The sequence below is a fragment of the Mycolicibacterium tusciae genome (genome assembly GCF_002086795.1).
In the GTDB taxonomy this organism is placed as follows: domain Bacteria; phylum Actinomycetota; class Actinomycetes; order Mycobacteriales; family Mycobacteriaceae; genus Mycobacterium; species Mycobacterium tusciae.
In genome coordinates, this window is record NZ_MVIM01000002.1 from 24673 (window position 1) to 47518 (window position 22846).

The 22846-nt window shown below is 64.7% G+C and carries 25 protein-coding genes and 1 tRNA gene; 13 read left to right on the plus strand and 13 right to left on the minus strand.

Annotated elements, in window-relative coordinates; all coding sequences use genetic code 11:
• The first annotated feature begins 10 nt into the window (after window positions 1–10).
• Window positions 11–86 (plus strand) — tRNA-Arg (locus BST47_RS03210).
• 558 nt (window positions 87–644) lie between these two features.
• On the opposite strand, the gene BST47_RS30485 is transcribed toward BST47_RS03210, so the two are convergent.
• The 4 genes from BST47_RS30485 to BST47_RS03235 all read right to left on the minus strand — a co-directional run bounded on the left by BST47_RS30485 (window position 645) and on the right by BST47_RS03235 (window position 5210).
• A complete protein-coding gene (locus BST47_RS30485; RefSeq protein WP_133056196.1) occupies window positions 645–1106 on the minus strand; it encodes a hypothetical protein in 462 nt (153 codons plus the stop codon).
• Window positions 1107–1819: 713 nt separating this feature from the next.
• On the minus strand, window positions 1820–3118 hold the full coding sequence (locus BST47_RS03220) for a carbohydrate-binding domain-containing protein (protein WP_083123789.1): 1299 nt from the start codon (window positions 3116–3118) through the stop codon (window positions 1820–1822).
• A gap of 673 nt (window positions 3119–3791) precedes the next feature.
• On the minus strand, window positions 3792–4424 hold the full coding sequence (locus BST47_RS03230; RefSeq protein ID WP_083123790.1) for a GIY-YIG nuclease family protein: 633 nt from the start codon (window positions 4422–4424) through the stop codon (window positions 3792–3794).
• Between the two features lie 171 nt (window positions 4425–4595).
• Window positions 4596–5210, minus strand: a complete 615-nt coding sequence (locus BST47_RS03235) for a TetR family C-terminal domain-containing protein (RefSeq protein WP_083123791.1) — start codon at window positions 5208–5210, stop codon at window positions 4596–4598.
• A gap of 63 nt (window positions 5211–5273) precedes the next feature.
• On the opposite strand from BST47_RS03235, the gene BST47_RS03240 reads away from it, so the two are divergent.
• The 3 genes from BST47_RS03240 to BST47_RS03255 all read left to right on the plus strand — a co-directional run bounded on the left by BST47_RS03240 (window position 5274) and on the right by BST47_RS03255 (window position 8612).
• The gene (locus BST47_RS03240; RefSeq protein WP_083123792.1) at window positions 5274–5930 is read left to right on the plus strand and encodes a transmembrane-type terpene cyclase; all 657 of its coding nucleotides are present in this window, start codon (window positions 5274–5276) and stop codon (window positions 5928–5930) included.
• Window positions 5931–6590: 660 nt separating this feature from the next.
• Window positions 6591–7574 (plus strand): alpha/beta fold hydrolase, encoded by a 984-nt coding sequence (locus BST47_RS03250; protein ID WP_083123794.1) that lies wholly within the window; start codon window positions 6591–6593, stop codon window positions 7572–7574.
• Between the two features lie 90 nt (window positions 7575–7664).
• Complete coding sequence (locus tag BST47_RS03255) at window positions 7665–8612, plus strand: lipoprotein LpqH (RefSeq protein ID WP_133056197.1); 948 nt, start codon at window positions 7665–7667, stop codon at window positions 8610–8612.
• On the opposite strand, the gene BST47_RS03260 is transcribed toward BST47_RS03255, so the two are convergent.
• A complete protein-coding gene (locus tag BST47_RS03260) occupies window positions 8599–9498 on the minus strand; it encodes an SDR family NAD(P)-dependent oxidoreductase (protein WP_083124245.1) in 900 nt (299 codons plus the stop codon). The genes BST47_RS03255 and BST47_RS03260 overlap by 14 nt on opposite strands.
• A gap of 74 nt (window positions 9499–9572) precedes the next feature.
• Between BST47_RS03260 and BST47_RS03265 the strand changes: the two genes are divergently transcribed.
• From BST47_RS03265 to BST47_RS03285, 5 genes are read left to right on the plus strand one after another with little or no spacing between them, the layout of a single operon-like run.
• Window positions 9573–10016, plus strand: a complete 444-nt coding sequence (locus tag BST47_RS03265; protein WP_083123796.1) for a nuclear transport factor 2 family protein — start codon at window positions 9573–9575, stop codon at window positions 10014–10016.
• A 4-nt stretch (window positions 10017–10020) separates the two neighbouring features.
• Complete coding sequence (locus BST47_RS03270; protein ID WP_083123797.1) at window positions 10021–11211, plus strand: sulfotransferase family protein; 1191 nt, start codon at window positions 10021–10023, stop codon at window positions 11209–11211.
• Entirely contained in the window at window positions 11211–12464 is a 1254-nt protein-coding gene (locus BST47_RS03275) for a hypothetical protein (protein WP_083123798.1), read from the plus strand. The genes BST47_RS03270 and BST47_RS03275 overlap by 1 nt, the downstream gene beginning before the upstream one ends.
• 1 nt (window position 12465) lies before the next feature.
• Entirely contained in the window at window positions 12466–13299 is an 834-nt protein-coding gene (locus BST47_RS03280; protein ID WP_083123799.1) for an oxidoreductase, read from the plus strand.
• A 2-nt stretch (window positions 13300–13301) separates the two neighbouring features.
• On the plus strand, window positions 13302–14120 hold the full coding sequence (locus BST47_RS03285; RefSeq protein ID WP_083124246.1) for a mycofactocin-coupled SDR family oxidoreductase: 819 nt from the start codon (window positions 13302–13304) through the stop codon (window positions 14118–14120).
• Here BST47_RS03285 and BST47_RS03290 read toward each other — a convergent pair.
• Entirely contained in the window at window positions 14117–14785 is a 669-nt protein-coding gene (locus BST47_RS03290) for a DUF899 domain-containing protein (protein WP_083123800.1), read from the minus strand. The genes BST47_RS03285 and BST47_RS03290 overlap by 4 nt on opposite strands.
• A 29-nt stretch (window positions 14786–14814) precedes the next feature.
• Between BST47_RS03290 and BST47_RS03295 the strand changes: the two genes are divergently transcribed.
• Window positions 14815–15249, plus strand: a complete 435-nt coding sequence (locus BST47_RS03295; RefSeq protein WP_207568519.1) for a hypothetical protein — start codon at window positions 14815–14817, stop codon at window positions 15247–15249.
• Here BST47_RS03295 and BST47_RS03300 read toward each other — a convergent pair.
• A complete protein-coding gene (locus BST47_RS03300) occupies window positions 15234–16118 on the minus strand; it encodes an LLM class flavin-dependent oxidoreductase (protein ID WP_207568540.1) in 885 nt (294 codons plus the stop codon). The genes BST47_RS03295 and BST47_RS03300 overlap by 16 nt on opposite strands.
• Before the next feature lie 46 nt (window positions 16119–16164).
• Between BST47_RS03300 and BST47_RS03305 the strand changes: the two genes are divergently transcribed.
• Complete coding sequence (locus BST47_RS03305; protein WP_083123802.1) at window positions 16165–16578, plus strand: VOC family protein; 414 nt, start codon at window positions 16165–16167, stop codon at window positions 16576–16578.
• Between the two features lie 181 nt (window positions 16579–16759).
• Here BST47_RS03305 and BST47_RS03310 read toward each other — a convergent pair whose 3' ends face one another.
• Genes BST47_RS03310 through BST47_RS03320 form a run of 3 tightly spaced genes read right to left on the minus strand, consistent with a single transcriptional unit; the run spans window position 16760 to window position 19685 of the window.
• Window positions 16760–18094 carry a flavin monoamine oxidase family protein gene (locus BST47_RS03310; protein ID WP_083123803.1) on the minus strand — a complete coding sequence of 445 codons (1335 nt, stop codon included), beginning with the start codon at window positions 18092–18094 and terminating at the stop codon, window positions 16760–16762.
• Between the two features lie 49 nt (window positions 18095–18143).
• On the minus strand, window positions 18144–19160 hold the full coding sequence (locus tag BST47_RS03315) for a nitronate monooxygenase (protein WP_083123804.1): 1017 nt from the start codon (window positions 19158–19160) through the stop codon (window positions 18144–18146).
• Window positions 19161–19685 carry a GNAT family N-acetyltransferase gene (locus BST47_RS03320; RefSeq protein WP_083124248.1) on the minus strand — a complete coding sequence of 175 codons (525 nt, stop codon included), beginning with the start codon at window positions 19683–19685 and terminating at the stop codon, window positions 19161–19163.
• Between the two features lie 55 nt (window positions 19686–19740).
• Between BST47_RS03320 and BST47_RS03325 the strand changes: the two genes are divergently transcribed.
• On the plus strand, window positions 19741–20133 hold the full coding sequence (locus BST47_RS03325) for a VOC family protein (protein ID WP_083123805.1): 393 nt from the start codon (window positions 19741–19743) through the stop codon (window positions 20131–20133).
• Here the strand turns inward: BST47_RS03325 and BST47_RS03330 are convergent.
• On the minus strand, window positions 20102–20761 hold the full coding sequence (locus tag BST47_RS03330; RefSeq protein WP_083123806.1) for a maleylpyruvate isomerase family mycothiol-dependent enzyme: 660 nt from the start codon (window positions 20759–20761) through the stop codon (window positions 20102–20104). The genes BST47_RS03325 and BST47_RS03330 overlap by 32 nt on opposite strands.
• A complete protein-coding gene (locus BST47_RS03335) occupies window positions 20748–21809 on the minus strand; it encodes an alpha/beta hydrolase (RefSeq protein WP_337360510.1) in 1062 nt (353 codons plus the stop codon). Before BST47_RS03335 ends, BST47_RS03330 begins: the two co-directional genes overlap by 14 nt.
• Between BST47_RS03335 and BST47_RS03340 the strand changes: the two genes are divergently transcribed.
• Window positions 21727–22368: a TetR/AcrR family transcriptional regulator gene (locus BST47_RS03340; protein WP_083123808.1), complete on the plus strand. Its 642-nt coding sequence runs from the start codon at window positions 21727–21729 to the stop codon at window positions 22366–22368. The genes BST47_RS03335 and BST47_RS03340 overlap by 83 nt on opposite strands.
• Here the strand turns inward: BST47_RS03340 and BST47_RS03345 are convergent.
• Window positions 22365–22841, minus strand: a complete 477-nt coding sequence (locus tag BST47_RS03345) for an Rrf2 family transcriptional regulator (protein ID WP_083123809.1) — start codon at window positions 22839–22841, stop codon at window positions 22365–22367. The two genes, BST47_RS03340 and BST47_RS03345, sit on opposite strands and share 4 nt — an antisense overlap.
• Window positions 22842–22846 lie beyond the last annotated feature (5 nt).

The following is a 22846-nucleotide window of genomic DNA, read 5'->3' on the forward strand; positions in this document are numbered from 1 at the left end:
ACACCCGTGCGCCCCCGTAGCTCAGGGGATAGAGCGTCTGCCTCCGGAGCAGAAGGCCGCAGGTTCGAATCCTGCCGGGGGCACCATCTGACCAGGGGTTTCGCCGGTGTTTGTTGGCTTGCCAGCTCGTCAGCGCAACACTTCGTGACGCCGCGCGGGCACTTTAGAGGCAGGCCCCGACACCTCTACGGCGGTTAGGCGCGCCGAGCTAGGAAGACTTATCCCTCCCGGCCTTAACCGTGTTCGTAAAGCATCGCTCGTGCATCGCTCAGGCTGGGGCGGAGGTGACGGGCCAGGCTCGCTGCTGAACTATCCAGGGTCACCCCGTCACCTCCATCACGCCGACCCAAGACGTGACCAACCCTGGATGCGACGCTGCTCGACTGTTTCCCGCGCTCGTGGCGGGATAAACCGGCGCGTCGAAGTGGCCCGATATGGGCGTGTACGAGGCTCGGCTGGGCCACGGTGTCACGGCAGGGCCACGACTTGTCGATACTCGCCCGCGAACCTCTACGTAATCTGCCGGGCTCGGTCCGACCGAAAACCGCAGGTCAGCATCGAGTTTCGCGGATCAGCAGGACTCACGTGTGGACGGTAACAGGTTCGAATCCTGCCGTGCGAAAAATTTTGACCAGCTTGTTACGTCACGGTTTATCTTCGCCGCGGCGGGTGCCGGATACGTGAGCTGGTGCGTCTGCACCTTCATCATCACTCTGGGTTTCCGAGCCCTGCGACGCTGGCTGCTCGTCAGCCGGCGAAGCCGTCGCCCCACCGGGGGTGCCCTGCGGCTCCGGAGACCGATACTCCGGGTCTTTCTCCGGTCTGCTCGCCCCACCTGTACCCGAGTCATCGGCCGTGTCAACGTCTTTGGCGCTGGTTTGACGACCTTCATAGGGCGGTAGAACGGCTTCGGTCTTTTGCGATGGCATATTGCCTACACCACCGTCACCAGTAGTCTTATCGTCTGGGTCGCTGATGGGCGGGTTGGCATCAGGGTCAACGGCGCCGGCCGGGCGGTCCACATTCTTGATGGGTTCGTCTGATCCGGTGTTGTGCGTGCCTGGTCCGCCATCGACTTGCTGGGACTGTGCTTCCGGGTTGGTCATGTTTTGCTTCTTCCTACGATGCAGCGATGTGACGCCGCTCACATCCGGATACCCTGACCCTCCCACTCGAAACGGCCCTGCCGCCACGGCCTCAGCTCTCCAGTGACGGACCGAGACCGGTCCTAGGTACGAGGCTTCAACTCCAGCGATTCTTGCGGTTGAGCCGCAGCCTCATCTTTCGCGACGACATTGAGAACACTGCCGATGCTCTCGAGTGGCGGGCCAAATCTGTCCAATGCGCCCCGCACCCGGGTCGGGCGCTGCTCCAACTTCCGAACCATGTTCCACCTTCCTGAGCTTTGAGCGGTACGTGCCGAGTCGACCCTCCCGGCCCGGGCTTGGAGCTTCCTAAAAGGACTGTCGGCGCCCGCCGATAACGTCCCAGCTCATGAGGAACGCAGCACCGTGAGCCGGCTTGTCGAGCTGCAAAACCACCAACGGCTTCCTAGGTAACCATCTCGGTACTCATCGGGTATCCGACGACTGTCGCGAAATCGACATGGTGAAACGAACGGTGTCGGGCCGATGGTGTTGGCGGGTAATCCGCGGCCCGCCGGTCGTACCCTTTGCTCTCGGTCACCAGATATGTTTTGAGCCTTGGCTTTTCACCCCTGCGCCTGCCTCCTGCCTTTGGGAGGCCGCGTACTGACCTGCCGCCTATGGTGCGGTTCTCGGCTGACGCATCTCAGGCTTTGTGGTGGCTCGTGTTTCCGTCAGCTCCCCGCATACGACCAGATGGACACCCAATCGACCAACAGATTGCCGCGGTTGGTCCCGTACCCTTTCGTCTCGGTCTGTAGCTGCCAGCGCATCGGCTTCGTCGGGACGTACCGCGTTGTGTCGAGGACCACGGCGTCATCGAGGAGAAACCTGACCCGGCCGGGGGACCATTCGATGGTGTAGACATGCCAGTTGTTGAACGACACGCCGGTGTTGGCGGAGTCCTGTCCGCCACTGGCCAGCGCATAGTGGTGGAATCCGTAGGCCGTTTCATTCAGCTGACCCTCGGGAAAGTCGATTTCACCGTCGTCCGGCCACTTTTCGGACTCGGGCCAGAGCAGCCAAGCGATGTGATACTCGCTGAGGTTTGGATTGTCGACGCGCAGCCGCGCCGAGTAGCGGCCGTAGGTCTGATACTGGCTGCCGTTCGCGATGATCGGTGACGGGTTGGCCCCCGCCGGTTGGCCGTCCACGTTGTGAAGGTCGAACTGGAGCATCCCGTCGGCGACACTGAGGACTTCCGCTGGCCGGTACGGCCTGCGCTGATATGTGTCGAGGAAAGTGGACGGGTAGGTGCGCCACTGCTGGCCCTCCGCTCCGACATAGACGACCTTGTATGGGTCGGTATCGTTGGCCCAACTGCCCTTCGGCGCCGATCGCGTGAAGTCCTCGGCAAAGGCGTGGGTCCAGCCCGGCAGGTTGCCCTTCGGTGCGGTGGATGCCGGTACCGAGGTGGTCGTCGTGGTTGGCGCAGTAGTTGTTGTCGGACTTGTCGGCGGAGTGCTGCTCGTCGTAGTCGTGGGGACCTCCGGGAGGACGGTCACCGCATCCACCGACAGTTGTCTGGTGCATCTGATTGTCCGGTACGGGTTTGTGAACGAGACGCCGATCGTGTGGGAACCGGCGGAAATCTTTCGCGCGGACGTGTAGGAGGTCCATGAATTCGCCGACACAGTGTGGGTGCCGATGGTGACGCCATCCACCTTTACCGCCATTGACGGCGCGCCGTTGCACTGCTGTCCCTTGGCTCGAACGACGACGGTCGCCGAAGCGGGTAGCGAGACTTTCTTCGAGACGGTCGCCGCCCACGTAAGGGCGATGAACGAACCTCCAAACGCAGTGGAATCGCGGCGGATCGCACCGGCGAACGACGGTGAGACGCTCATGGATTCGGCCTCCACAACGGTCGAAGCCGCGGCCGTCGCAAACGGCGTGACCGACACGGTGACGGCGACGGCGGTCGCTATGGCACCAACGCCGACCCACCCGGATATCCCGCGCAACCGAAACATGGCGACTCCATCTGAGCGGGGGCCCAACGACTGCGTTCAACCTGATTGCTAATTTCCTCTCCTCGCCGTCAATTTACAATAGAAGCGTCTATCACTTTGGTAACAACCCTGTTTCGCGCTCACATGGGCGCCCGGGCTATCGGCGAACGCGCTGCGAGCGAATGCCCTACCGTTCTCGTGACTTTCCGTGTCCGCCAAGCAGCTGCCAATAGCGTTGTTTTTCAACAACTCTCAACGAGGCTCGAGCGGGCAAGCACGCTTGGCCGACGGCCAACCGCGGATGCAGGTTCACCGAGAGGGCGCGGTCGATTGCGACGGCGCCGGAAGACCTCTGGCACAGCATGTTTCACCATCGACGTCGTAACTCTGAACGCCACGGCGGTCGCTAGCACCGATGGCGCAGCCGGCGGCTACTCGACCCTACACAGGCGATCCCTCGGCCTTGACCTTCACCTAGGTTTGCTGACCGACTGTCCTCAGCTTGGATTCAGTCTGACGGCTGCAGGGGCCCAATGAATGTCGCGGGCGATGTCGCGCCGTCCTGCCGCGGCGTCACAACGAGGGTGGCGGGTAGCCAATAGTCTTCGGGGAGTAAGGGCTTGCGTCGGGGGCCGCCGAGATCCACGCCCGGGTAGCCCTGCAGCGTGCATGACTGCTGGGAGTGACTTTGGGGCTACGACCACTCCGCGAGCACGCGCAATTTGGCTGCCTTTACCGCCGCATCCCGTCGCAAACGCTTGAGTTCCGGCGCAAAACTGTTGCGTTCGTTGTCCTGAAAGTTCAGCGGGAGATCCAGCGCGTTGATCAGCTTGGCCTCCAGGTGCCATGGCTCCGGGTGCAGTACCCAGGACACTGCGGCATTCTCGGCCATCCACTGGGTCAGGACCGCTTCGCCGCCCGCGAAGGTCTGTCGCTTTCCCGAACCGATCCTGCGCAGCGCAAAGCCAAGCCGGTCGCCGAGCAGAACCCCGAGCGATTTGCGCAGGGTGGAACCGTCAGCGCTCGCGTTGCCGGCTCCGAAGTGATACCGGATGCGTTTGCGAAGATCCGGCTGGTTCTGCTGCTTGCTCCCGGCCCGGGGTGGGCCGGGGCTGATCCCGACATAGAGCAGCGCCCAGCCGTCGCGTTGTTCGCAACCCGAGATATCGATGTCACCAGGGGTGTCGCGGAACCACCAGCCATGGGCACCCGATTCGCCGGGCACCGGACATGGATCGGCGAATATTTCTTCACGCGTATATCGCTGGGCTGCAACGAAATTCGCTACAGCGCTTGCGGCCCGCTTCGCGGATATCGACTCAGCCATACAGTCAGCGTAGCTGCATGCAGCTCTGAGTCGCGTTCTCTGCGCACAGCGACTGTTCCTCAATGTCCAGTTCTCATCTTCGGATTTGAACTGCTGCAGTTGCTCTGCCACCGAACGTCGCACGTGCTTCAGGACCCAACTTGCGGCCTCATCGCCCGGCGCTTAGCGCCGTTACTCGGTAGGGCCCACTCTTGCGATCGACATGATCAGGTGGTCGATACCGGCGCTCGCCTCGTCACGCGAAGCCTCGACATCGACCGCATTCGCGACAAAAAGCGCTGCCTCATTTGTCGCGGCGTTGATCAGGCGCGCCATCATTCGGGTCGACGGCAACGGTCGCACGTCGCCAGACTCGATACCGCGCTGCAACAACTGATCGAGGACATCGAGCGTGTAGCGATCGTCGATCTGATGCCACCGAACGAATCCGAGAACCGACAGCGCATCCGTCAGCACGACCTGGCGGATGTAGGGATCCGTGCACCAGGCCAACAGGTTGTGTGCCGAGACCCGGATGATTTCCAGCGGCGAGGTCATGCCGGCGCTCCAATGCTTCGCTCTGCGCACACCCTCTTCCTCGAACTCGGCGAGCAGGGCCTCAAGAACCGCGGCCTTGTCGTGGAAGTGGTGGTAGAAGGCGCCCTTACTGAATTCGGCACGTATCAGAATCATGTCGATGCTGCACCCGTGATAGCCGTACTCCGCGAACAACTCGCGAGCGGCGGTGAGGATCGCAGCGCGGGTGGCAGCCCGGCGCTGCGCCTGGGTGCGTCGCATCTCAGCCATTCGGCCGCCTCATCGGATACAGACTACTAGTCTGTAACTGACTACCGCGGAAAGTTGGGCCTGATGTCCCTGATCGACGCGCTCGGACTCGCCAGCGGGATTTTCTGGATCTTCACCTACACATGCGTGATAAGGCGTGGCCTGCTCGACCGCACGTACGCGATGCCGTTTCTCGCCCTCGCGATGAACATCACCTGGGAGTTCCTGTTTACGTTCGTCTATCCTTCGGTCGGCGGCATCATGCAGGAAAGCATCAACGCGATCTGGTTTGCCGCCGACATTGCGATCCTCGCGATCTTCTTGAAGTACTGGCGCTCCGACTACCCGAAAAACCTTCCCGAGTCGTACTTCTGGCCCATGTTCGCGTTCACCTTCGCGATGGTGACCCCAATGATGGTCGCCACCGTGTCGGTGTTCGGGCGCGAGGACGGTTCGGTCTACACGGCGTACATCGATAACCTGATCATGTCGGCGCTCTTCTTGAGCATGCTTCTGCGCCGCGGTGACCGGCGCGGCCAGAGCATGTGGATCGCCTGGGGCAAGCTGCTAGGCACCGTGACCGCCGCTATGTCCCAATACCTCTATGACCCTGGAAACGTTCTCTGGTTGGTGATCTACATCGAGATCCTGATCCTGGATCTTCTCTACGTGTTCCTTCTGTCGAAAGCCCCGCGGTACCAACACGAGAAAGTGGCAGCCTCAGCAGTCCCACTGCGCTGAACTCGGTTCCGCCACGCCAGCCCTCCACCCGCCTCTTCAACGACGACTGATGATCTTGATCAACATGTCGGGACAGCCATCGAACATGTCGTCGAGCGACGACGGACGATAGGTCGACCGCGACCCGGCCCACGGTCGTCCAGGTCCTCACTTGACCGCATCAGATCTTGTGCTGTCTTTGCACTCGCTGTCCCAATTTCGGGTCTAATCTCCCGGTAGAGGGCCAACTTGCGGTACCTGTCCCGGACCCGAGATTTTTGCTAGCGTCGTCCCGTGTTGATCCCCATCGCTTACACGGTCGTGTCGGCGTTTGCATCAACCAACGGCCCCGACAAAAGCCGCCCACCGCGCCTGACGCCCCCGCTCCAGGACGACGTTGGTGCGCCGCAGTCGTACATCGTCGACGCGTGGATCGGCGGATATGCGTGCTGCGACTGCGGTTGGAAGGGGCGACGGCGATGGCATCGGTCATTCGCCGTCCACGACGCCGTGCGACACTTCGCCGCAACCAAGCACCATTTCGAGTGCTGACCTCCGGCGACTAGTCACTGGGCCGAGGACGCCGCGTCGCCCATCGGTGCAGCAACCACCGGTCTCCAAGGAATCACCAAGTGCTTCCTCTCAGGCTGCTCCAAACGCCTGATCGAAGGGAGAGACCCAGTGCCTGCTTCACGTCCCGACTTGCGGCCGGCCCGCGAGGTCGCGCCATCGCTTCAGTTCCGCACCATTCACGGCTATCGCCGCGCCTTTCGCATCGCCGGATCCGGCCCCGCGGTGCTGTTGATCCACGGAGTCGGCGACAACTCGACGACCTGGAACAGCGTGCATTCCAAACTTGCGCAACGATTTACGGTCATCGCGCCGGACCTCCTGGGCCACGGTGAGTCCGACAAGCCACGCGCCGACTACTCGCTGGCGTCCTTCGCAAACGGCATGCGCGACCTACTCGCCGTACTCGGAATCGACCGCGTCACCCTCGTGGGTCACTCCCTTGGTGGCGGGATCGCCGCTCAGTTTGCCTACCAGTACCCCCACATGGTGGAACGCATCGTGCTGGTCAGCTGTGGCGGTGTGACGAAGGACGTCACCCCGGCTCTGCGACTGGCAGCAGTGCCGATGGGGGCCGAGTCGCTGGCCGCGCTGCGCCTCCCGGGCGCGGTCCCCGCCCTGAAATTCGCCGGCCGCGCCGCCAAGTCGCTGCTCGGTTCGACCAAGCACGGACGCGATCTGGGCAGCGGTATCGATCTGCTCGCCCGGCTGGCCGATCCGGAGGCATTGTCGGCGTTCGCGCGGACAGTGCGAGGTGTGGTGGACGGCCGTGGACAGTTCGTCACCATGCTCGATCGCGCCTACCTCATGCCGTCGATCCCGAAGCAGATCATCTGGGGCGAAGACGACATGGTGATTCCGGCGAGCCACGCGCGGATAGCCCACGAGGCGATGCCCGAGTCACGCTTGGAGATCTTCGAAAGCTCCGGGCACATGCCCTTTCGCGACCACCCCGACCGCTTCGTCTCCGTTGTCGAGCGGTTCCTCGACTCGACACTGGCCGCCGAATACGACCAAAGCAGCCTCGGCTCGATGATGCGGGGCTGCGACAGCGAGGACAGCGCTCTCACGGCGACCGCGTCGATCAGCGCCTGAGCAATCCCGTGTCGCCGGCTTCCCGGCTGACTTATCGTGATCCCGCACCCGTCCGCGCAGGTTATCGGCTCGCACAGGAGGGACGACGTGGTGACGAAGGCTGCCGCCCCGGTCAGGCTGACCGCAGCAGGGGTGGCACTCCTATGTGTGCTCGCAGGCTGCAGCAAGAGCGACGGCCAGGCATCGCCGGTTTCGTCGGCGCCGGCCAGCGGTACGCCGAGCGAGTCAACGACCACTGAGGCCGCGGCGCCCGCGGATTACAGCGCCCTGCTCATCACGACCGAAGACATCGACTCATCGGAACCCTTCACCGCTGAGCCGCCGATCCTCAATCCGAACGGCGAGGCGGGCGTCAGGGGGCAGTTCTTCGCCGAGGACTCTTCGATGATCGGTTCCACCATCAGAATCCTGGCCGACCCTGCCGAAGCCGCGAGGGTACTCGAACTGACCAGGGATGAAATATCAAACGTCGCGGGCAGGCGAGAGCCGTCGCCGATCGGCACCAACGGATCGGTGATCGCGGGGATGTCGTTGGATCAAATCACGGGTATCGCGGTGCTCACGTTCTCCGAACAGAACGCCGTCGTCACACTCGAGTTCGACGGCCCCTACGGCAAGCTCGAAGGATTACCAACGCAACTCATTGATTCGGTCGCTCGGCGTCAACTGGAGATACTCAAGGCGAAACTGCCGGACATCGCTCCCCCCGCTCCCCTCCCTGTCGCCGCGACCATAGGCGGCAAGCCGGTGGACGTCCGAGGCCCGGTCGTGTGCAAGTACTGGAACGGCAGGTCCACCATCACCGCAGGCAACTCGGTACTCAAGATCGTCGTCGAACTCGAGCCGGACGCGTCGGTGGTACACCGCGTGGAGCTCGCCAACGTCGACGACGTCTACCTGAGTTCGCTCGAAAGGACCGCCACCGCCACCAAGGCCGGCAACACCTACACGGTCATCGGCACCGCATCTGGTGAGAGCGAAACCAACCCGCCAAGGCAGGTCACCGAGCCCTTCGAAATCAGCCTCATGTGCCCCTGATGGGGAATGTCGTTCCCGTCTCGCTCTCTGCGAACTCCCAAAGCTTTTGGGCGTCTTCGTAGTCGCAGGCGTTCGCCGTCCGGCCGGCGAGCGTCGGTCCGCCCTTGAATCCGAACCGTCCGTCGATGCCCACGAAACTGCCCGGCGGAATGGGCTCGCTGATGCAGTACAGCGACGTCGCGGCACCGGCGTCGATGTCGTTGCCGATGACGTTCGCGACTCTCGTCACCACCGAGTGAAACGCAGACATCACGCGGGTGTCGGAGACGTTGGACAGGTTCGACGCCACCCAGCCCGGATGTGTCAGGAACGATGTGACCGGCGAATTCGCCTCACGCAACCGGCGATCCAGCTCTAACCCCCACAACATGACGGCCAATTTCGAGCGCGCGTACGCGGGAAGGGAAGACCACTTCCGCGTGCGCAGGTGCGGATCATCGAAGGCGATGACGCCCCCTTTGTGGGCGTCCGAGCCGACATTGATGATCTTCGATCGCACCCGTTCGAACAGCAGGTTGGTCAATGCGAACGGGCCGAGGAAGTTAGTGCCGAGCATCATCTCGAAACCGTCGACGGTCTCGCTTCGCGTCTGTGCGACCAGGCCCGCGTTGTTGATGAGGATGTCGACGTCACCCTCGATCAGGTCGGGAAACGCACGCACCGAAGACTGATCGGCGAGGTCGAGCTTGACGACGGAGGTGTCACCGCCCATCTCGGCCGCACGCTGGGCGCCCAGGTCCAGGTTGCGGACCGCGAGAATCACGTGCGCACCGGTGCGGACCAACGCGCGTGCCGTCCCCAGGCCCACACCGTTCGTCGCGCCGGTCACGATGATGCGCTTACCGCTCAAATCGCCGAGTCGGCTCGGCGCCCAGTTCGAGGTCACCCTGTTGACGATAGCCAGGGGGTATCCGACCACAAACGTTGACATGACAGATTCGGCCTGGTTGTCTACCGCCGATGAGCGACGGCGCCCGCGAGATCGAGAACCTCGTCTACACCTATGCCGAGCGCCTCGACGCCGGCGACCTCGACGGTGTCGCCGCGCTGTTCGCTCACGGGCGCATCTGCGGTATGGAGGACGGGCCGCCGGAAACGGTGTTCGTGGGCGTTTCCCGGGTGCGGCAGATGTACGAGATGGCAACGCGCCTCTACGAGGACGGCACCCCGAAGACCAAGCACTTCACCACGAATGTGCGTCTGCAGGTGGATGACGCCGCCGGAACCGCCAACGGCAGCGCGTATTACTGCGTCACTCAGGCGACGCCTGACCTGCCGCTGCAGATCATCGTGACCGGCCACTATCGCGACACCTTTCACCGCATCGACGGTGTCTGGTGGTTCGATACGCGCACGATGTTCGTCGACCAGATCGGCGACACCAGCCGTCATCTGAAGTTCTGATCCGGTGGACGATCCCTTTCGCGCGACCGGACTCGCGATCGCCGCGCAGCGGAAGGAAGACCTCGACGATTGGGGCCCGGTTCCGTTCGAGGAGCCGCTGGGGGTGCTCGCCGAGAGCTACTCGTCGGCGGATCTCAACGACATCGGCGTACACATCCTCCGTTCGGGTCTCGTCCACAGCCTGCGAATGCGTTTGCGTGCTCAAGAGTGGATCCGGCGCCATCCCGAGATCACCGACGAGGTCATCGTCGCGCCGATCGTGGTGGTCGGCATGATGCGCAGTGGTACCACCCTGCTGCAGCGGCTTCTCGCCGCCGACGACCATTTCCACTGCGCGTACGGCTGGGAGGTGGTCGAGGTCGCACCCCGGCTCGATTACGACTGGTCAGCTCACGACGATGACCCACGGATCGCGATCAGCGAGAAGCGCGAAGCGACATCGCGTGAACTCGCCCCAGTGTTGTTCTCCATCCACCCGATGTATGCCCGCGAACCCGAAGAGGAGATCGTCTTCCTGTCCGATGCGTTTCTGTCGCACGTACCGGAGTCCGGCGCGCACGTACCGCGATACCGCGCGTGGATCGACGAGCAGGACTTCACGCCGGCCTATGCATACCTGCACAGGATGTTGCAGTTTCTTCAGTGGCAGAAGCGGCAACGCGGCTTGACCGCCGGGCGCTGGGTGCTCAAATCCCCTGCGCATCTCGGATATCTGGATACTTTGCGGGCCCACTTCCCCGACCTGCACCTGGTCCACATGCACCGCGACCCCAGGGAGACGATTCCCTCCGGGGCCAGCCTCAACGCGACACTGCACGCCATGCACTCCGACAAGGTAGACCTCGGCCGTGTCGGCGCCCAGTGGCTGCAACGGATGGGCTGGACCAACGACCGTGCGATGGCGTCCCGCGCGGGATGGAGCGACGAGGTGCAGCGTTGTACCGACATCGAGTTCACCGACGCGGTGGCCGATCCGATCGGGCAGGCCGCCCGTGTCTATCAAGCGATCGGCGCGACATTCTCTTCCGAAGCCGAATCCGCCATGCGCCGTTGGCTTGCGGAGCGTCCCCGCGAACCGGCCCGCCCGCCGTACTCGGCGGAGGACTTCGGGTTGAGCGATGCCCAGATCGGTGAACGCTTCGCCGATTACAACTCTCGTTTTCGCGCAGCAGCGAATACTCCAAGGAGGATGTGATGTCGGGTTTCGCAGGCGACCCGGTGGCTACGGCGTCGCAACATGAACAGGAGCTCGCCGCGCTGGAGCTCATGGAGCATCCCACCGTCAAAGCCGCGTACCGCAGCGTAGCCGAGACATGGCTCAGTCGGGCCAAGGCATCCGAAGCGATGCGGCAGCGGTTCGACGACGCGTTCGCCGAGGTGATGTTCTCGGCCGCAGTGTGGTCCTCCAATCAGGACAAGCTACGACCCAAGGTCAGCTGCATCACCAGGATCGGCCACCCGGTGGCGGGGTGTGCGGTTCCTGGATCACGTTGGGGCATCGACAATCCGGACAGCGTGTACAGGGTGATCCCCATCTCCGGTGACGAGCGCTATGAGATTCACGGTCGCGTCGGCGCAAATCGCATGACGGAGAACTACTTCACGCTCTGGGACGCCAACATGGGCACGGTCGCGGTGCTCAACGGTCGCACTATGGAGGTCGACGCGGACGGTTCGTTCGTCATCACGGTCGACTCCGACCCCGCCGACGGGCGTCCCAACCACGTACAGACGACGCCGGAGGCCCACGAGTTCTACATCCGCGATGTGCTGCTCAACTGGGACCGCGACGACCCGAATCATCTGAGTGTGCAGCGGCTCGGCCCAGAGCCCGCGACACCGCCGCGCACACTCGACGAACAGGCCGACGCCACCGCGGCGATGATGGCGTACTTCGCCGACTTCACCGGAAAACTCAGCCACGGCGTCTACAAGATGGCGCCCAACAACTTCAACCTCGCGTGGTCCGCCGACCGCGTCGGCGCGATGCGAAACCAGGTGTACGTGATGGGCCGATTCGAGTTGAATCCCGGCGAAGCGTTCGTCGTCGACGTGAGTGACGGCGGGGCCGAGTACTTCACCGTGCCGCTGAGCAACATCTGGGGCACGACGTTGGAGATCGTGAACCGCACGGGCAGCCTCAACAAGGCGCAGTCGGTACCGAACGAAGACGGCACCTACACCTACGTTATCGCCCCTACCGATCCTGGCGTCGCGAACTGGATCGACTCCGACGGCCTGCACGAGGCCATCCTGACCCTGCGGATGGCCGAATTCGGCGGCGACGGGCCGACGGAGGATCTCGGTGCTCGCGGACGGGTGGTGAAACTCGACGACCTCGACAAGGAGGTGCCGTCGCTGCGCCGAGTGTCCACCGCAGAGCGGGCCGCCGAGCTCGCCGAGCGCCGAGCAGCATATCTACGCCGGCTACCCGAAGGGACGAATTGACATGGGCCGCTGGCTGATCACCGGATGCTCGACAGGTATCGGACGAGAAATCGCTCGGGCCGCGCTGGAGGCCGGTCACTCCGTGGTGGTGACGGCACGGCGCACAGACACGGTGGCTGACTTCGAAGACGCGTATGGTGCGCGCGCCGCCGTGGTCGCATTGGACGTCACCGACAAGGACCAGATCGCCTCGGCGGTCCAGACAGCCGACCGAGCGTTCGGCGGGATCGACGTTCTGGTCAACAATGCGGGCAACGGTTACCTGTCCGCGATAGAAGAAGGTGAGGACGAGAAAGTTCGTAAGCTCTTCGACACCAACTACTTCGGTGTCGTCGACACCATCAAAGCGGTGCTCCCCCAGATGCGTGGCCGCCACTCCGGGCACATCGTCAACATCTCGTCCATGACGGGTCTGGTGGCCAATCCACCGAACGCGTATTACTCGTCGACCAAGTTCGCGCTCGAGGCGTTGACCGAAGCCCTGGCGCAGGAGGTCAAACCGTTCGGCATAAAGGTCACCGCAATCGAGCCCGGCGCATTCCGCACCGACTGGGCCGCCCGGTCGATGTGGGAATCCTCCACCCCGATAGGTGATTACGATGAGAACGTCGGCGCGCGCAAGACGATGATCAAGGAATTCGCCAACCATCTTCCGGGCGACCCGCGCAAGGTCGCAGAAGCGGTGCTGATGGTGACCGAACTCGATGACCCACCGTTGCGGCTCCTCCTCGGACGCGACGTGCTCAAGGCGGTACGCGACAAGCTCGCCGCGTTCTCCGCGTTGATCGACGAGTGGGAGTCCGTCACCAAAGACGTCAACTTCCCGAAGGAGTGATGGTGGGCAGCCTCGACGGCAGGGTCGCGCTCATCACCGGTGCCGCCAGGGGGATGGGCCGTGCGCACGCGGTCAGGCTCGCCGGCGAGGGCGCAGACATCATCGCCATCGACATCTGCGCCGACTTCGAATCCACCGACTATCCCGGCGCGACGGCCGCCGACCTCGCCGAAACGGCAAGGCTGGTCGGGGCGCAAGGGCGCCGGATCCTCGTGCGCGAGGACGACGTTCGCGATGCCGCCGCGATGGACGCCGTCGTCGCTGACGGAATGTCGGAATTCGGCCGCATCGACATCGTGATTGCCAATGCGGGCATCATCAGGGTGACCGACTGCGAGCATCGGCGTCAGACGTTCCGAGACATCGTCGAGGTGAACCTCGTCGGCGCCTGGAACACCGTCGACGCCGCGATACCGGCGCTGATCTCCGGCGGTCGCGGCGGATCAATCGTGCTGACGAGTTCGACGCAGGGGATCAAAGCGCTGGGTACCGACCGCGCGGGTCCGCAGGCCTACGCGGCATCCAAGCGTGCACTCGTGGCGCTGATGCAGGGCTGGGCGACTCAGCTCGCTCCCCACTCCATACGCGTGAACACGATTCATCCGAGCGGCGTGGCCACCGACATGATTCTCAATGACGCGACGATGAAACTCGTCGCCGCCGAGGATCCCTGGATCATCGCGCAACAGAATGCCCTGCCGATCCCACTGTTGCAGCCCGAGGACATCGCAGGAGCGGTGGCGTGGTTGGTCTCAGATGCCGGTCAGTTCATCACGGGCACATCATGGCCGCTCGACGCGGGATTCATGCTGCGCAATTAGTAGGAGTCGGCCAAGCGCATCCACTCGTACGGCGGTTGCTGCGGCCAGCCATCCGGCGACTGCTCCCACGTCTCCTGCCGTCCGTACGGCGTGAGGTCGAGCAGGTCGAACACCACCATGAACGGTTCCTCCCCGCGGTTGAAGGTCTGCCACGTGTGGAAGACGCGGCCGCCGTCGCGCAGGAACACGCTCACCGACTGGCGCTCCTCTCCGTCGACGGTCACGCCGAAGTCCTCGTTGAACGTCGCGCCTCCCGACGACACCCACGGAAGCCGCCAGCCCATCCGGTCACGGAATTCCAGCAGCTTCGGCACCGCGGCGCGCGAAACCAGCACGAAAGACGTGTCTTTCGCGTGCAGATGCGACAGCGGACCGATGTGTTCGGCCATCATGGAACACCCGTCGCATCCTTGCTCCCACTCGCTACCGAACATGAAGTGCTGCAGGATCAGCTGCCTGCGCCCGTCGAACAGATCCAGCAGCGTCACCGCACCCTCTTCGGAATCGAACGTGTATGCCTCGGTGATCTCGACCATCGGAAGGCGGCGCCTGGCCGCGCTGACGGAGTCCTTGAGCCGCGTCAGCTCTTTTTCCCGAAGCAGCAATTCGGCGCGCGCCTGCTCCCATTCGGAACGGGACACGATGGGCGGTAACGGCGTCGTCATGGTTCAAGCCTGCCTGATACGTTCGGCACGTGCGCACAAGGTTCGAATTCGATTTCGTGACCACGGCGACGCCGGCACAGGTCGTCGAGTTGATGATCGACTTCTCCCCCAACCGCCCGCACCGATGGCCGGCCTCGTCGGTCCGCGCATTCGAGGTGTATCGAATCGGAGACACCGATGCCGACATTCGCGAGGGCCAGAACTTCCCGAAACTCTGGGCGAAATGGCACTACGACTGGTCGGAGCCGAACTCGGTGGTTCTGACAGTCGCCGAAAGCGACGACCTCGAGACGGGCGGCTTCATGTCGCTCACCGCGGCGCACCACGAGGCCGGCAGCGCCGTCCACGGCGTGTGGCAGCAGACCTCGAAAAGCGCCAGGGGTCTGGCGGCGGTCACCCTGATGCGGATAGTCGGTCGGCGTTCGCTGTCGGCCTACTACAAGAAGGTCTACGACGACCTCTGAAGCTCCTCGACCACCTCTGCGACCTGCCGAACCTGGTCGATGTCCGAACTCGTCGGGATCAAATGAATCTCGTCAGCCCCGATCGCGGCGAATCCGCGCAGCACCTCCAGCAACTCGCTTCCGCTACCGGCCCACCCTGTGGTGGGCGCCATCGCGTCGACGTACTCGACCGGAATCCAGTTCATGTAACGGCGCAGATGCTCGTGGACCTGTGCCCGGGGACCATCGCCATCGCCGATCGCGAACCAGAACGACGTGGCCAGGTGCGGAGGCTGCTTGCCCGCCTGCGCCCACGCCTCGCGTGCGACGTCGAACAGTTCGTTCTCCTTACCGACGTCCAAATCCAGCGTCGTACCCGCGAGCCCGTCAGCCCACGCGGCGGCACTGCGGACGGTCTTGGGACCCATGGTGCCGACCAGCAGTTGCGGCCCACCGGCCTGCAGCGGCGGCGGCCCGACCGGTTCGACGGACTCGGTGACCTTCTCCCCGGCCCACACGCGGCGCATCACCGCGACGCTGTCGGCCATTCCGCGCATCGTCTGGGTCGCGAGATCCGCGCCGACGGCGTTGTAGTCCTCGTTCCTGCCGCCCACACCGAGCCCGACCGTCAGCCGACCACCGCTGAGCATGTCGCCGGTGGCCAGCGCCTTGGCAAGCATGACCGGATCGTGCAGCTGGGGAACGATGACGGTGGTCACCAACCGCACCCGCTCGGTCCAGGCCGACAACGCACCAAGCAGGGTCGGCGAGTCGGGGTTGCTGAATGCGATGCGCTCGCCCCAGCACAGCGACGAGAACGGCCCGGCGTCGATCACCTGCGCCCATTCTCGGAGCGTCGAGGCGTCCAGATCCGGCTCCATCACCGGCATCGTCATCCCAATGTGCACGATCGCGATTCTGGCACGATGGGCTTTTATGGCGATCAACACCACGTCTATTGCCCACGTCCGGCTCACCGTGACCGACATCGATCAGTCCCGGCAGTTCTACGACAGCGTGTTCGGCTGGCCGATCCTGGTCGAGGTGCCTGAACAGGCCGACGCCGCGACACGCGAGATGCTGAGTTTTCTGTTCGGCGGCGTGATCTACGACCTGGGCGGCACACTGATCGGGCTGCGCCCGGTCGCCGCCGACCGCTTCGATGAGGACCGCGTCGGTCTGGACCATCTCGCGTTCCGGGTCGGCAGCAAGGACGAATTGGATTCCGCGGTGGATCATCTCGATTTTCTCGGCATCGCGCACGAGCCGATAAAGGACATCGGCCCGGCTTACATCCTCGAGTTCCGCGATCCCGACAACATCGCCCTCGAGCTCAGTGCCCCGAAGTAGCGTCGCTCAATACGTGCGCCGGAAGATGCCGCTGTAGGGGTTGCGACGGCCGCGGTAACGCGGATCGAGCTGAGAGCGTGCCTCGGGTGCCCGTGTTGAGCCGCTTCTGCAACCCCGGGCCGGCGAGGTCGACGGCGTGGGCTGTCAGCCGGCACGTAGGCACCTAGTCCGCACGCAACTGCTAACCGAGAATCCGCTCGGCTTCGCGTACCCCGCTCAGGTACGCGCCGTGGACGGTGCCGAAGAACTCCGCGTTGGTGGCCTCTCCAGCGAACGCGAGTCGGTCGTTCGCCGGTTCGGCGAGAGCATCCATATCGTCGGGACTCGAGCCGACGGCGATGAAGCTGTACGAACCGCGCGCGTACGGGTCTGCGGCCCAACGGGTGACCAGCGATCCGGTCGGGGCCGGTGCATTCAGCGCCGTCACCACCTGGGCCACCGCATCCTGATCGGAAAGGACTTCTCGCTCACGCGCATCCGAACCGCCACGCAGGCCGATCAACAACGGCGCAGCGGCGAATGTCTCACCGTTGATCAGGAACGGCACCGGCTGCTGGCTGCCGACGAGCCCGATCACGTCGGCGTCCGGCCAGAACGGCTCATCGAACTTGAGCACCACTTTGTCGAGCAGGCCGAACCCCAGACGTTCGATCGCCGCCCGCTTCTCGTCGGGCAGCGGCGGGTCGAACGCGATCGTGCCCGCCTTCAGCACACCCAGCGGAATGGTGACGATCGCACGGTCCGCCTCGACAGCGCCCTGAGACGTCTCGATCCGCACGCCTGAGCCGCCGTAGCTGACGCGCTTGACCTCGGTGCTCAGTCGGATGGTCAGCCCGCGCGCAAGATGCTGCACCAGTTGGGTGTATCCGCCGGGCAAAATCAGATCAGGTCCGCCGAACTCGCCTTCGTTGCCCAACCACTTGAGCGACAGTTCTTCTGGGTCGGCCGCATACTCGCCGACGATCTCGCTGGCCACACTCCACCGGACGAGCGGATCGTTGATATCGGCGACCTCGGAGAGTCCGGTGGCGACCGACTCGTCCACTCCCGCGTCTTCGCTCAGCACTCCAAGCTCGTTGGTGATCTCCTGCCAGCGCTGCAGGGCGGCTTGCACGACCTCCGCGGCAAGTTCGCGGCCGTCCTGGAATATCACGGGCTTGTCGAAGTCGGTCTCGACGCGCCGCGCGTTGACCTGGTCGGCGAGTTCGGTGATCGGGTTGCCCTCGGGACCGTGGATCCATGCCGCACCGAGATCGATCGGCACACCGAGCGTCGTATCAGTCCACGTGCGGCCGCCGAGGCGGTCACGCGCTTCCACCACAGTGACGTCCATGCCCGCGTCGGTAAGACGCCGTGCGGCGGCAAGGCCGGCCATGCCTGCACCGATCACCACAATGCGCTCTTTCGACCCATCCGGCGCTTTCGGCGCGTCGCCACTGCTGCTACACGCTGGAAGCAGTTGCGAGGCCGCAAGCGCGCCGCAACCCAGCGTGAACGCACGCCGGGAAAGCTGCATGGTTCGAGAGAGTAGCTTGCCACCGCCGACATCACGGCCATATTGACGGCTACGTCAGAACGGCGAAGATCTCGGCCACCGAACCAGCCTTCAGCTCGCGAAATCCGGTCCCGGCCCAGACGTTCACACCGTGCGGATCGCCTGCGCGCACCGCCGCCGCCCGGACCGGACTGGTCAGATAGTGCACCTCCGGGTAGCCGAACGGCGCCTCGGGTTCGTGCTCGTCGATGAACCGGTTCCGCAGCCCACGTGCATAGCGTCCGGAAAACGACCGGGTGACAACGGTTTCGGTGAACTGCGGATCCGTCAGCGCGGCGCGGTGCACGGGACTACTGCCGGCTTCGTCGGCCAGCAGGAACGCCGTGCCCAGTTGTGCCGCAACCGCGCCGGCGTCCACGACCTGCCGAATGTCGTCAGCGGTGGACAGCCCGCCCGCCGCGATCACCGGAATATCGGCGTCATGCTTGAGCGCCGTCAGAAGTTGGTCCAGCGGTTCGGATGTCGGCTGCGCCGACGGGTCGAACGTCCCGCGATGTCCGCCCGCTGACGGGCCCTGCGCCGCCAACACATCGACGCCCGCCGCCACGGCCACCTGCGCCTCCGACACCGTCGTCACGGTGCCGACGGTCGTGATACCGGCGTCGCGTAGTCGTCTGCATTCGTCCGCGCTCGGCACGCCGAACGTGAAGGACGCCACGTCGGGGCGCAGGTCCAGCAGCACCTCGATTTTCGCGGCCCACGCGTCGTCGTCGAACCGCGGGGAGCCGAGGGTCGCGCCGTAGCGCAGCTCCTCGGTTGCCAGCGCCTTGGCATATGCCTCGATGGCGGCGGGCGTTCCCGCACTTGGCTGTGGCGCAAACAGATTGGCGCCGACGGGCCCGGCCGTCAGCCGGCGCGCCTTGGTGATGCGTTCGGCGAATACTTCGGCCGTCAGGTACCCCGCGGGGACGAACCCGAGGCCGCCGGCCTCGGATCCCGCGGCGGCGAGTTCGGGCGTCGACGGCCCACCGGCCATCGGCGCAACGATGATCGGGACCGTGAGGTCGCGAAGATCGAATGCACTCATCTACTTCACCGCCTTGGCGAACAGCAGGCAGTCCTGCGGTTCCTCGCTGATATTGGGTAGTGCGGTGTAACGCCGCAGCCGGCCTTCCAGGGTGAGCCCGTTGCGTTCCAGCACTCTCGCCGACGGGGTGTTGTCGACGTGGCAATACGCCGAGACTCGGTACACGACTGGATCGCGTTCGGCGCTGTCGAGCACGAGCTGCACCGCTTCCGACATGAGCCCCCGCCCCCACCATTGCCGACCCAGGTAGTAACCGAAGTCGACGATGTGTGGTTGCGGGCGCCGCCACCCGATGACACCTATCACGGTCTCATCTTGACTCAGAGTGATCAGCCGTGTGGTCTCCCCGCCGACGTTGAGCACCTCAGTGATGACGCGCCTGGTCTCCTCGACATTCCGGTGCGGTCGCCACGACATATGCCGCGACACCTCGGGGTCCGACGCGATCTCGAACAACGGTTCTGCGTCATCGAGGGTGGGTGCTCGCAGCGTCACCCGTGGACCTCGGAAGTGGGCGTGCGACATCGCTCCATCGTGCATTGTTGCCGCCCCCACGTGAACGGTGGTTGACTGGATTGACATGGCAATCACGTTCAACCACACCATCGTCGCCGCGAAGGACCGCGAACAATCGGCCCGGTTTTTCACCGACCTCTTCGGTCTACCGGCCGCCAAGGAGTTCGGACCGTTTCTCGTCGTCGAGCTCAATCACGGCGCCAGCCTCGACTACGCCCAGGTGGGCGGTGACGAGGAGATCCGCCCGCAGCACTACGCGTTCCTGGTGTCCGAGGACGAGTTCGACGCCATCTACGGGCGCATCCGCGAACGGAATCTGCAGCACTGGGCGGACCCCAGGGGCAGCCGGCCCGGCGAGATCAATCACAACGACGGCGGTCGCGGCGTGTACTTTCAGGATCCCGGCGGGCACTATCTCGAGATCATCACCCGCCCCTACGGATCCGGGACGGGCTGATTCGCGAGGAGAGCAGCTCCACACCGTCACCGCGCAGTGCTGACAACATGCGTGGCCGGCTCCCCAGAACGGACACCAGCTCGGTGCCGCGCCCCTCGACGAGCGGGCCGCTGTCGCCGTGACCCCACTCGACATCGGTGGCGCGCAGTCGCAGTCCCCTGCTGTTGTGAAACGCGGGTACGAACGGATTGGGAAGCGCTACTTGCGTATTGAGCACCGCCACCACGGCCTCGCCCGAAATCTGCGGTGCACGATCGAGCGCGAACAGGATGTCGAGTTCATGGGTGATGTGGTCGCCCAGTAGCAGTCGAGGCGGAAAGATGCGGCCGAGGCCACGAGGCCGAGCCACCAGCTCCCCGAATTCGTCGAGCAGTTCTGCTGGGCCCCGAGCCGCGGCGAGCGCGCCGGCCATCGCGGTGTTCGCACGGTCGAATGAGACGCCGTGGCTGAGTATCTCGCGCATCATCCCGGCGACGCGCAACCGGTAGCCGATGACGAGATGCGCCAGCACCTCGTGGTTCGTCCATTCCTCGCACAGGCTCGGCCGCGCCCACTCGTCGGGTCCGAGACCGACCGCCAGCGCACGGAATCGTTCGTCGTTGCTGCGCAACATGTCACGCACAGACATCGAGATGCTCCTGCAGGAAGGCCGTCTGGTCGGCGAGAACCTGGCTGACGAGCGGCGGATGGTATATGGCGAAGTGGTCGGAGTCGTAGTGGCGGGCGACGCCGCGAGGAGCCCGGTGCGCGACGAGTTCGGCGTAGCGGGGGTCCATGAGGTTCTCGCGGTCGCACACGCACACCAGCAACGGCGCCTCGATTTCGCGTGCATGCCGCAGCGCCGATGTCGTCACCATGGCCAGCGCGCCGGCGGCGGCGATCCGGTTGTCGAACCGCCCGCCGGGCGGCACGGTGGAGTTCCAGCCGGTCTCGGCACCGGCGACGGTGACCATCGCGAATCCTCCCGGCGGTCCCACGATCGGCACGTAGCGGCGACCACGCGCCGTGGCGAGACGCACCAGGTCCTCGGTGATCGCCGGTGCGAGGCGCAACGCCGCGAGCAGTCCGAGTCGGCGGGCCGCACCCGGCCCGTGCACGATCGGGCATTGCACCACCGCGACGGCGACGTCGTCGCGGGCAGCGGCGACCCTGATCACGTTCATACCGCCGAGGCTGGTGCCCCACAGCCCGACGCGTGCGGCGTCGATGTCGGATCGACGGCCAAGATGGCCGATGGCCGCGACGACGTCCTGGCACTGGTTCCGCGTCGAGATATGTTGGCGCGGTTGACCGTCGGACGCACCGGTATTCCGATAGTCGAACGCCAGAGTGGCGATACCCGCCGCTGCGAAGTGCTGTTCGTACTGAGCCAGCATCATGTCGTGGGTCGCCCCCAGCCCGTGGACCAGCACGACGGCCGGGTGCGGTCCCGCCGCTTGGGGCACCGTCAGCCAGGCCGCACAGCGTGTGCCGCGGGACTCGAAGTCCACGCGTTCGGTCGGGATCGTCGCCGTCATCACCATCTCCTTATAAGTACGTTGTACGTATGGCTTAGACTGCTTCACGTACAACGTACTTGTCAAGGAGTCCGAATTGCGTGCACGGTTCACCACCGACGAGATCGCGGCCGCGGCACTCGGCATCGTCGACGATGCCGGGGTCGGCGCGTTGAGCATGCGGGCACTTGCCGCCGCGCTGGGCACCGGTCCGATGACGGTCTACAACTACGTGCCAGACAAGGAAGGCCTCGAGGAACTCGTCGTCGCCGCGGTCGTGGCCAAGGTGCGGATACCCGAGCCGACCGCGAACTGGATCGACGACGTCTACGCCGTTGCCGAGGCGATGTGGCTGGGTATCCGTGCGCATCCGGCCGCCATCCCGTTGGTGCTGACCCGGCGCACGTCCTCGGCAACCGGGTTCGCCGTGGTCGATGCGCTCATCGCGGCCCTCGGCCGCGGGGGACTCTCCGATCCCGATCGCCTCGCGGCTTTCCACGCCGTCCTCGCGTTGGTGGTCGGCGCGGCCCAGTCCGAACTCGCCGGGCCGTTCACGCGTGGACGCGACGCGCGCGACGCCGCCGCACGGATCGGATCGACGGCGGGTGCGGACCATCAGCACGTGGAAGCGCTCTCTCACGTCGCCCGCGAGGTGTCGGTGGAAGAGGACTTCGCACAGGGTCTGCGCATGCTGCTCGACGGGATCGCCGTGCGGGGCAGGAAGCGACGCCGGGGTTAGCCCAGTGAGTGGCCGCGGCTTTCTTCCTGCGCGCGGTAGTCGTCGGCCAGCCTGCCGACGTGTTTGGGCAGGGTGCCCGCGGCGACCTCGGCGAGGCTGGTCTGTTCGAGCACCGACCGCATGCTGGCCCGCAGCGCCCGCCAGACGTCGGTCAGCGCTGCTGTCGGTCCGGAGTACGGGAGGTCACCGAGTCCGATGTCACGCACGCTGGCCAGTGGACCGTCGATGCACCTCAGCACGTCGGCGATGCTGATGTCGGCGGCACGACGAGCCAGCGTGTACCCGCCGTCGCGGCCGCGGTGGCTGCGCACGAGGCGATCGGTACGCAGGTCGGAAAGGATGTCGACGAGGAATTGGGCCGGGATGCCTTGCGCCTTGGCCAGGTCGTCGGTCTTGACGACCTCACCGTCGTCGGCGGTGGCGAGCTGAATCATCGCGCGGACGGCGTATTCAGCTTTGGCCGACATCCGCATGAGCC

Bases quoted from the DNA above. Each gene is read 5' to 3' on its own strand.
- BST47_RS30485 (WP_133056196.1), bottom strand. From the start codon at position 1,106: ATGACCAACCCGGAAGCACAGTCCCAGCAAGTCGATGGCGGACCAGGC.
- BST47_RS03220 (WP_083123789.1), bottom strand. From the start codon at position 3,118: ATGTTTCGGTTGCGCGGGATATCCGGGTGGGTCGGCGTTGGTGCCATA.
- BST47_RS03230 (WP_083123790.1), bottom strand. From the start codon at position 4,424: ATGGCTGAGTCGATATCCGCGAAGCGGGCCGCAAGCGCTGTAGCGAAT.
- BST47_RS03235 (WP_083123791.1), bottom strand. From the start codon at position 5,210: ATGGCTGAGATGCGACGCACCCAGGCGCAGCGCCGGGCTGCCACCCGC.
- BST47_RS03240 (WP_083123792.1), top strand. From the start codon at position 5,274: ATGTCCCTGATCGACGCGCTCGGACTCGCCAGCGGGATTTTCTGGATC.
- BST47_RS03265 (WP_083123796.1), top strand. From the start codon at position 9,573: ATGAGCGACGGCGCCCGCGAGATCGAGAACCTCGTCTACACCTATGCC.
- BST47_RS03275 (WP_083123798.1), top strand. From the start codon at position 11,211: ATGTCGGGTTTCGCAGGCGACCCGGTGGCTACGGCGTCGCAACATGAA.
- BST47_RS03280 (WP_083123799.1), top strand. From the start codon at position 12,466: ATGGGCCGCTGGCTGATCACCGGATGCTCGACAGGTATCGGACGAGAA.
- BST47_RS03290 (WP_083123800.1), bottom strand. From the start codon at position 14,785: ATGACGACGCCGTTACCGCCCATCGTGTCCCGTTCCGAATGGGAGCAG.
- BST47_RS03300 (WP_207568540.1), bottom strand. From the start codon at position 16,118: ATGCCGGTGATGGAGCCGGATCTGGACGCCTCGACGCTCCGAGAATGG.
- BST47_RS03305 (WP_083123802.1), top strand. From the start codon at position 16,165: ATGGCGATCAACACCACGTCTATTGCCCACGTCCGGCTCACCGTGACC.
- BST47_RS03310 (WP_083123803.1), bottom strand. From the start codon at position 18,094: ATGCAGCTTTCCCGGCGTGCGTTCACGCTGGGTTGCGGCGCGCTTGCG.
- BST47_RS03315 (WP_083123804.1), bottom strand. From the start codon at position 19,160: ATGAGTGCATTCGATCTTCGCGACCTCACGGTCCCGATCATCGTTGCG.
- BST47_RS03320 (WP_083124248.1), bottom strand. From the start codon at position 19,685: ATGTCGCACGCCCACTTCCGAGGTCCACGGGTGACGCTGCGAGCACCC.
- BST47_RS03325 (WP_083123805.1), top strand. From the start codon at position 19,741: ATGGCAATCACGTTCAACCACACCATCGTCGCCGCGAAGGACCGCGAA.
- BST47_RS03330 (WP_083123806.1), bottom strand. From the start codon at position 20,761: ATGTCTGTGCGTGACATGTTGCGCAGCAACGACGAACGATTCCGTGCG.
- BST47_RS03335 (WP_337360510.1), bottom strand. From the start codon at position 21,809: ATGCTCAACGCGCCGACCCCGGCATCGTCGACGATGCCGAGTGCCGCG.
- BST47_RS03345 (WP_083123809.1), bottom strand. From the start codon at position 22,841: ATGCGGATGTCGGCCAAAGCTGAATACGCCGTCCGCGCGATGATTCAG.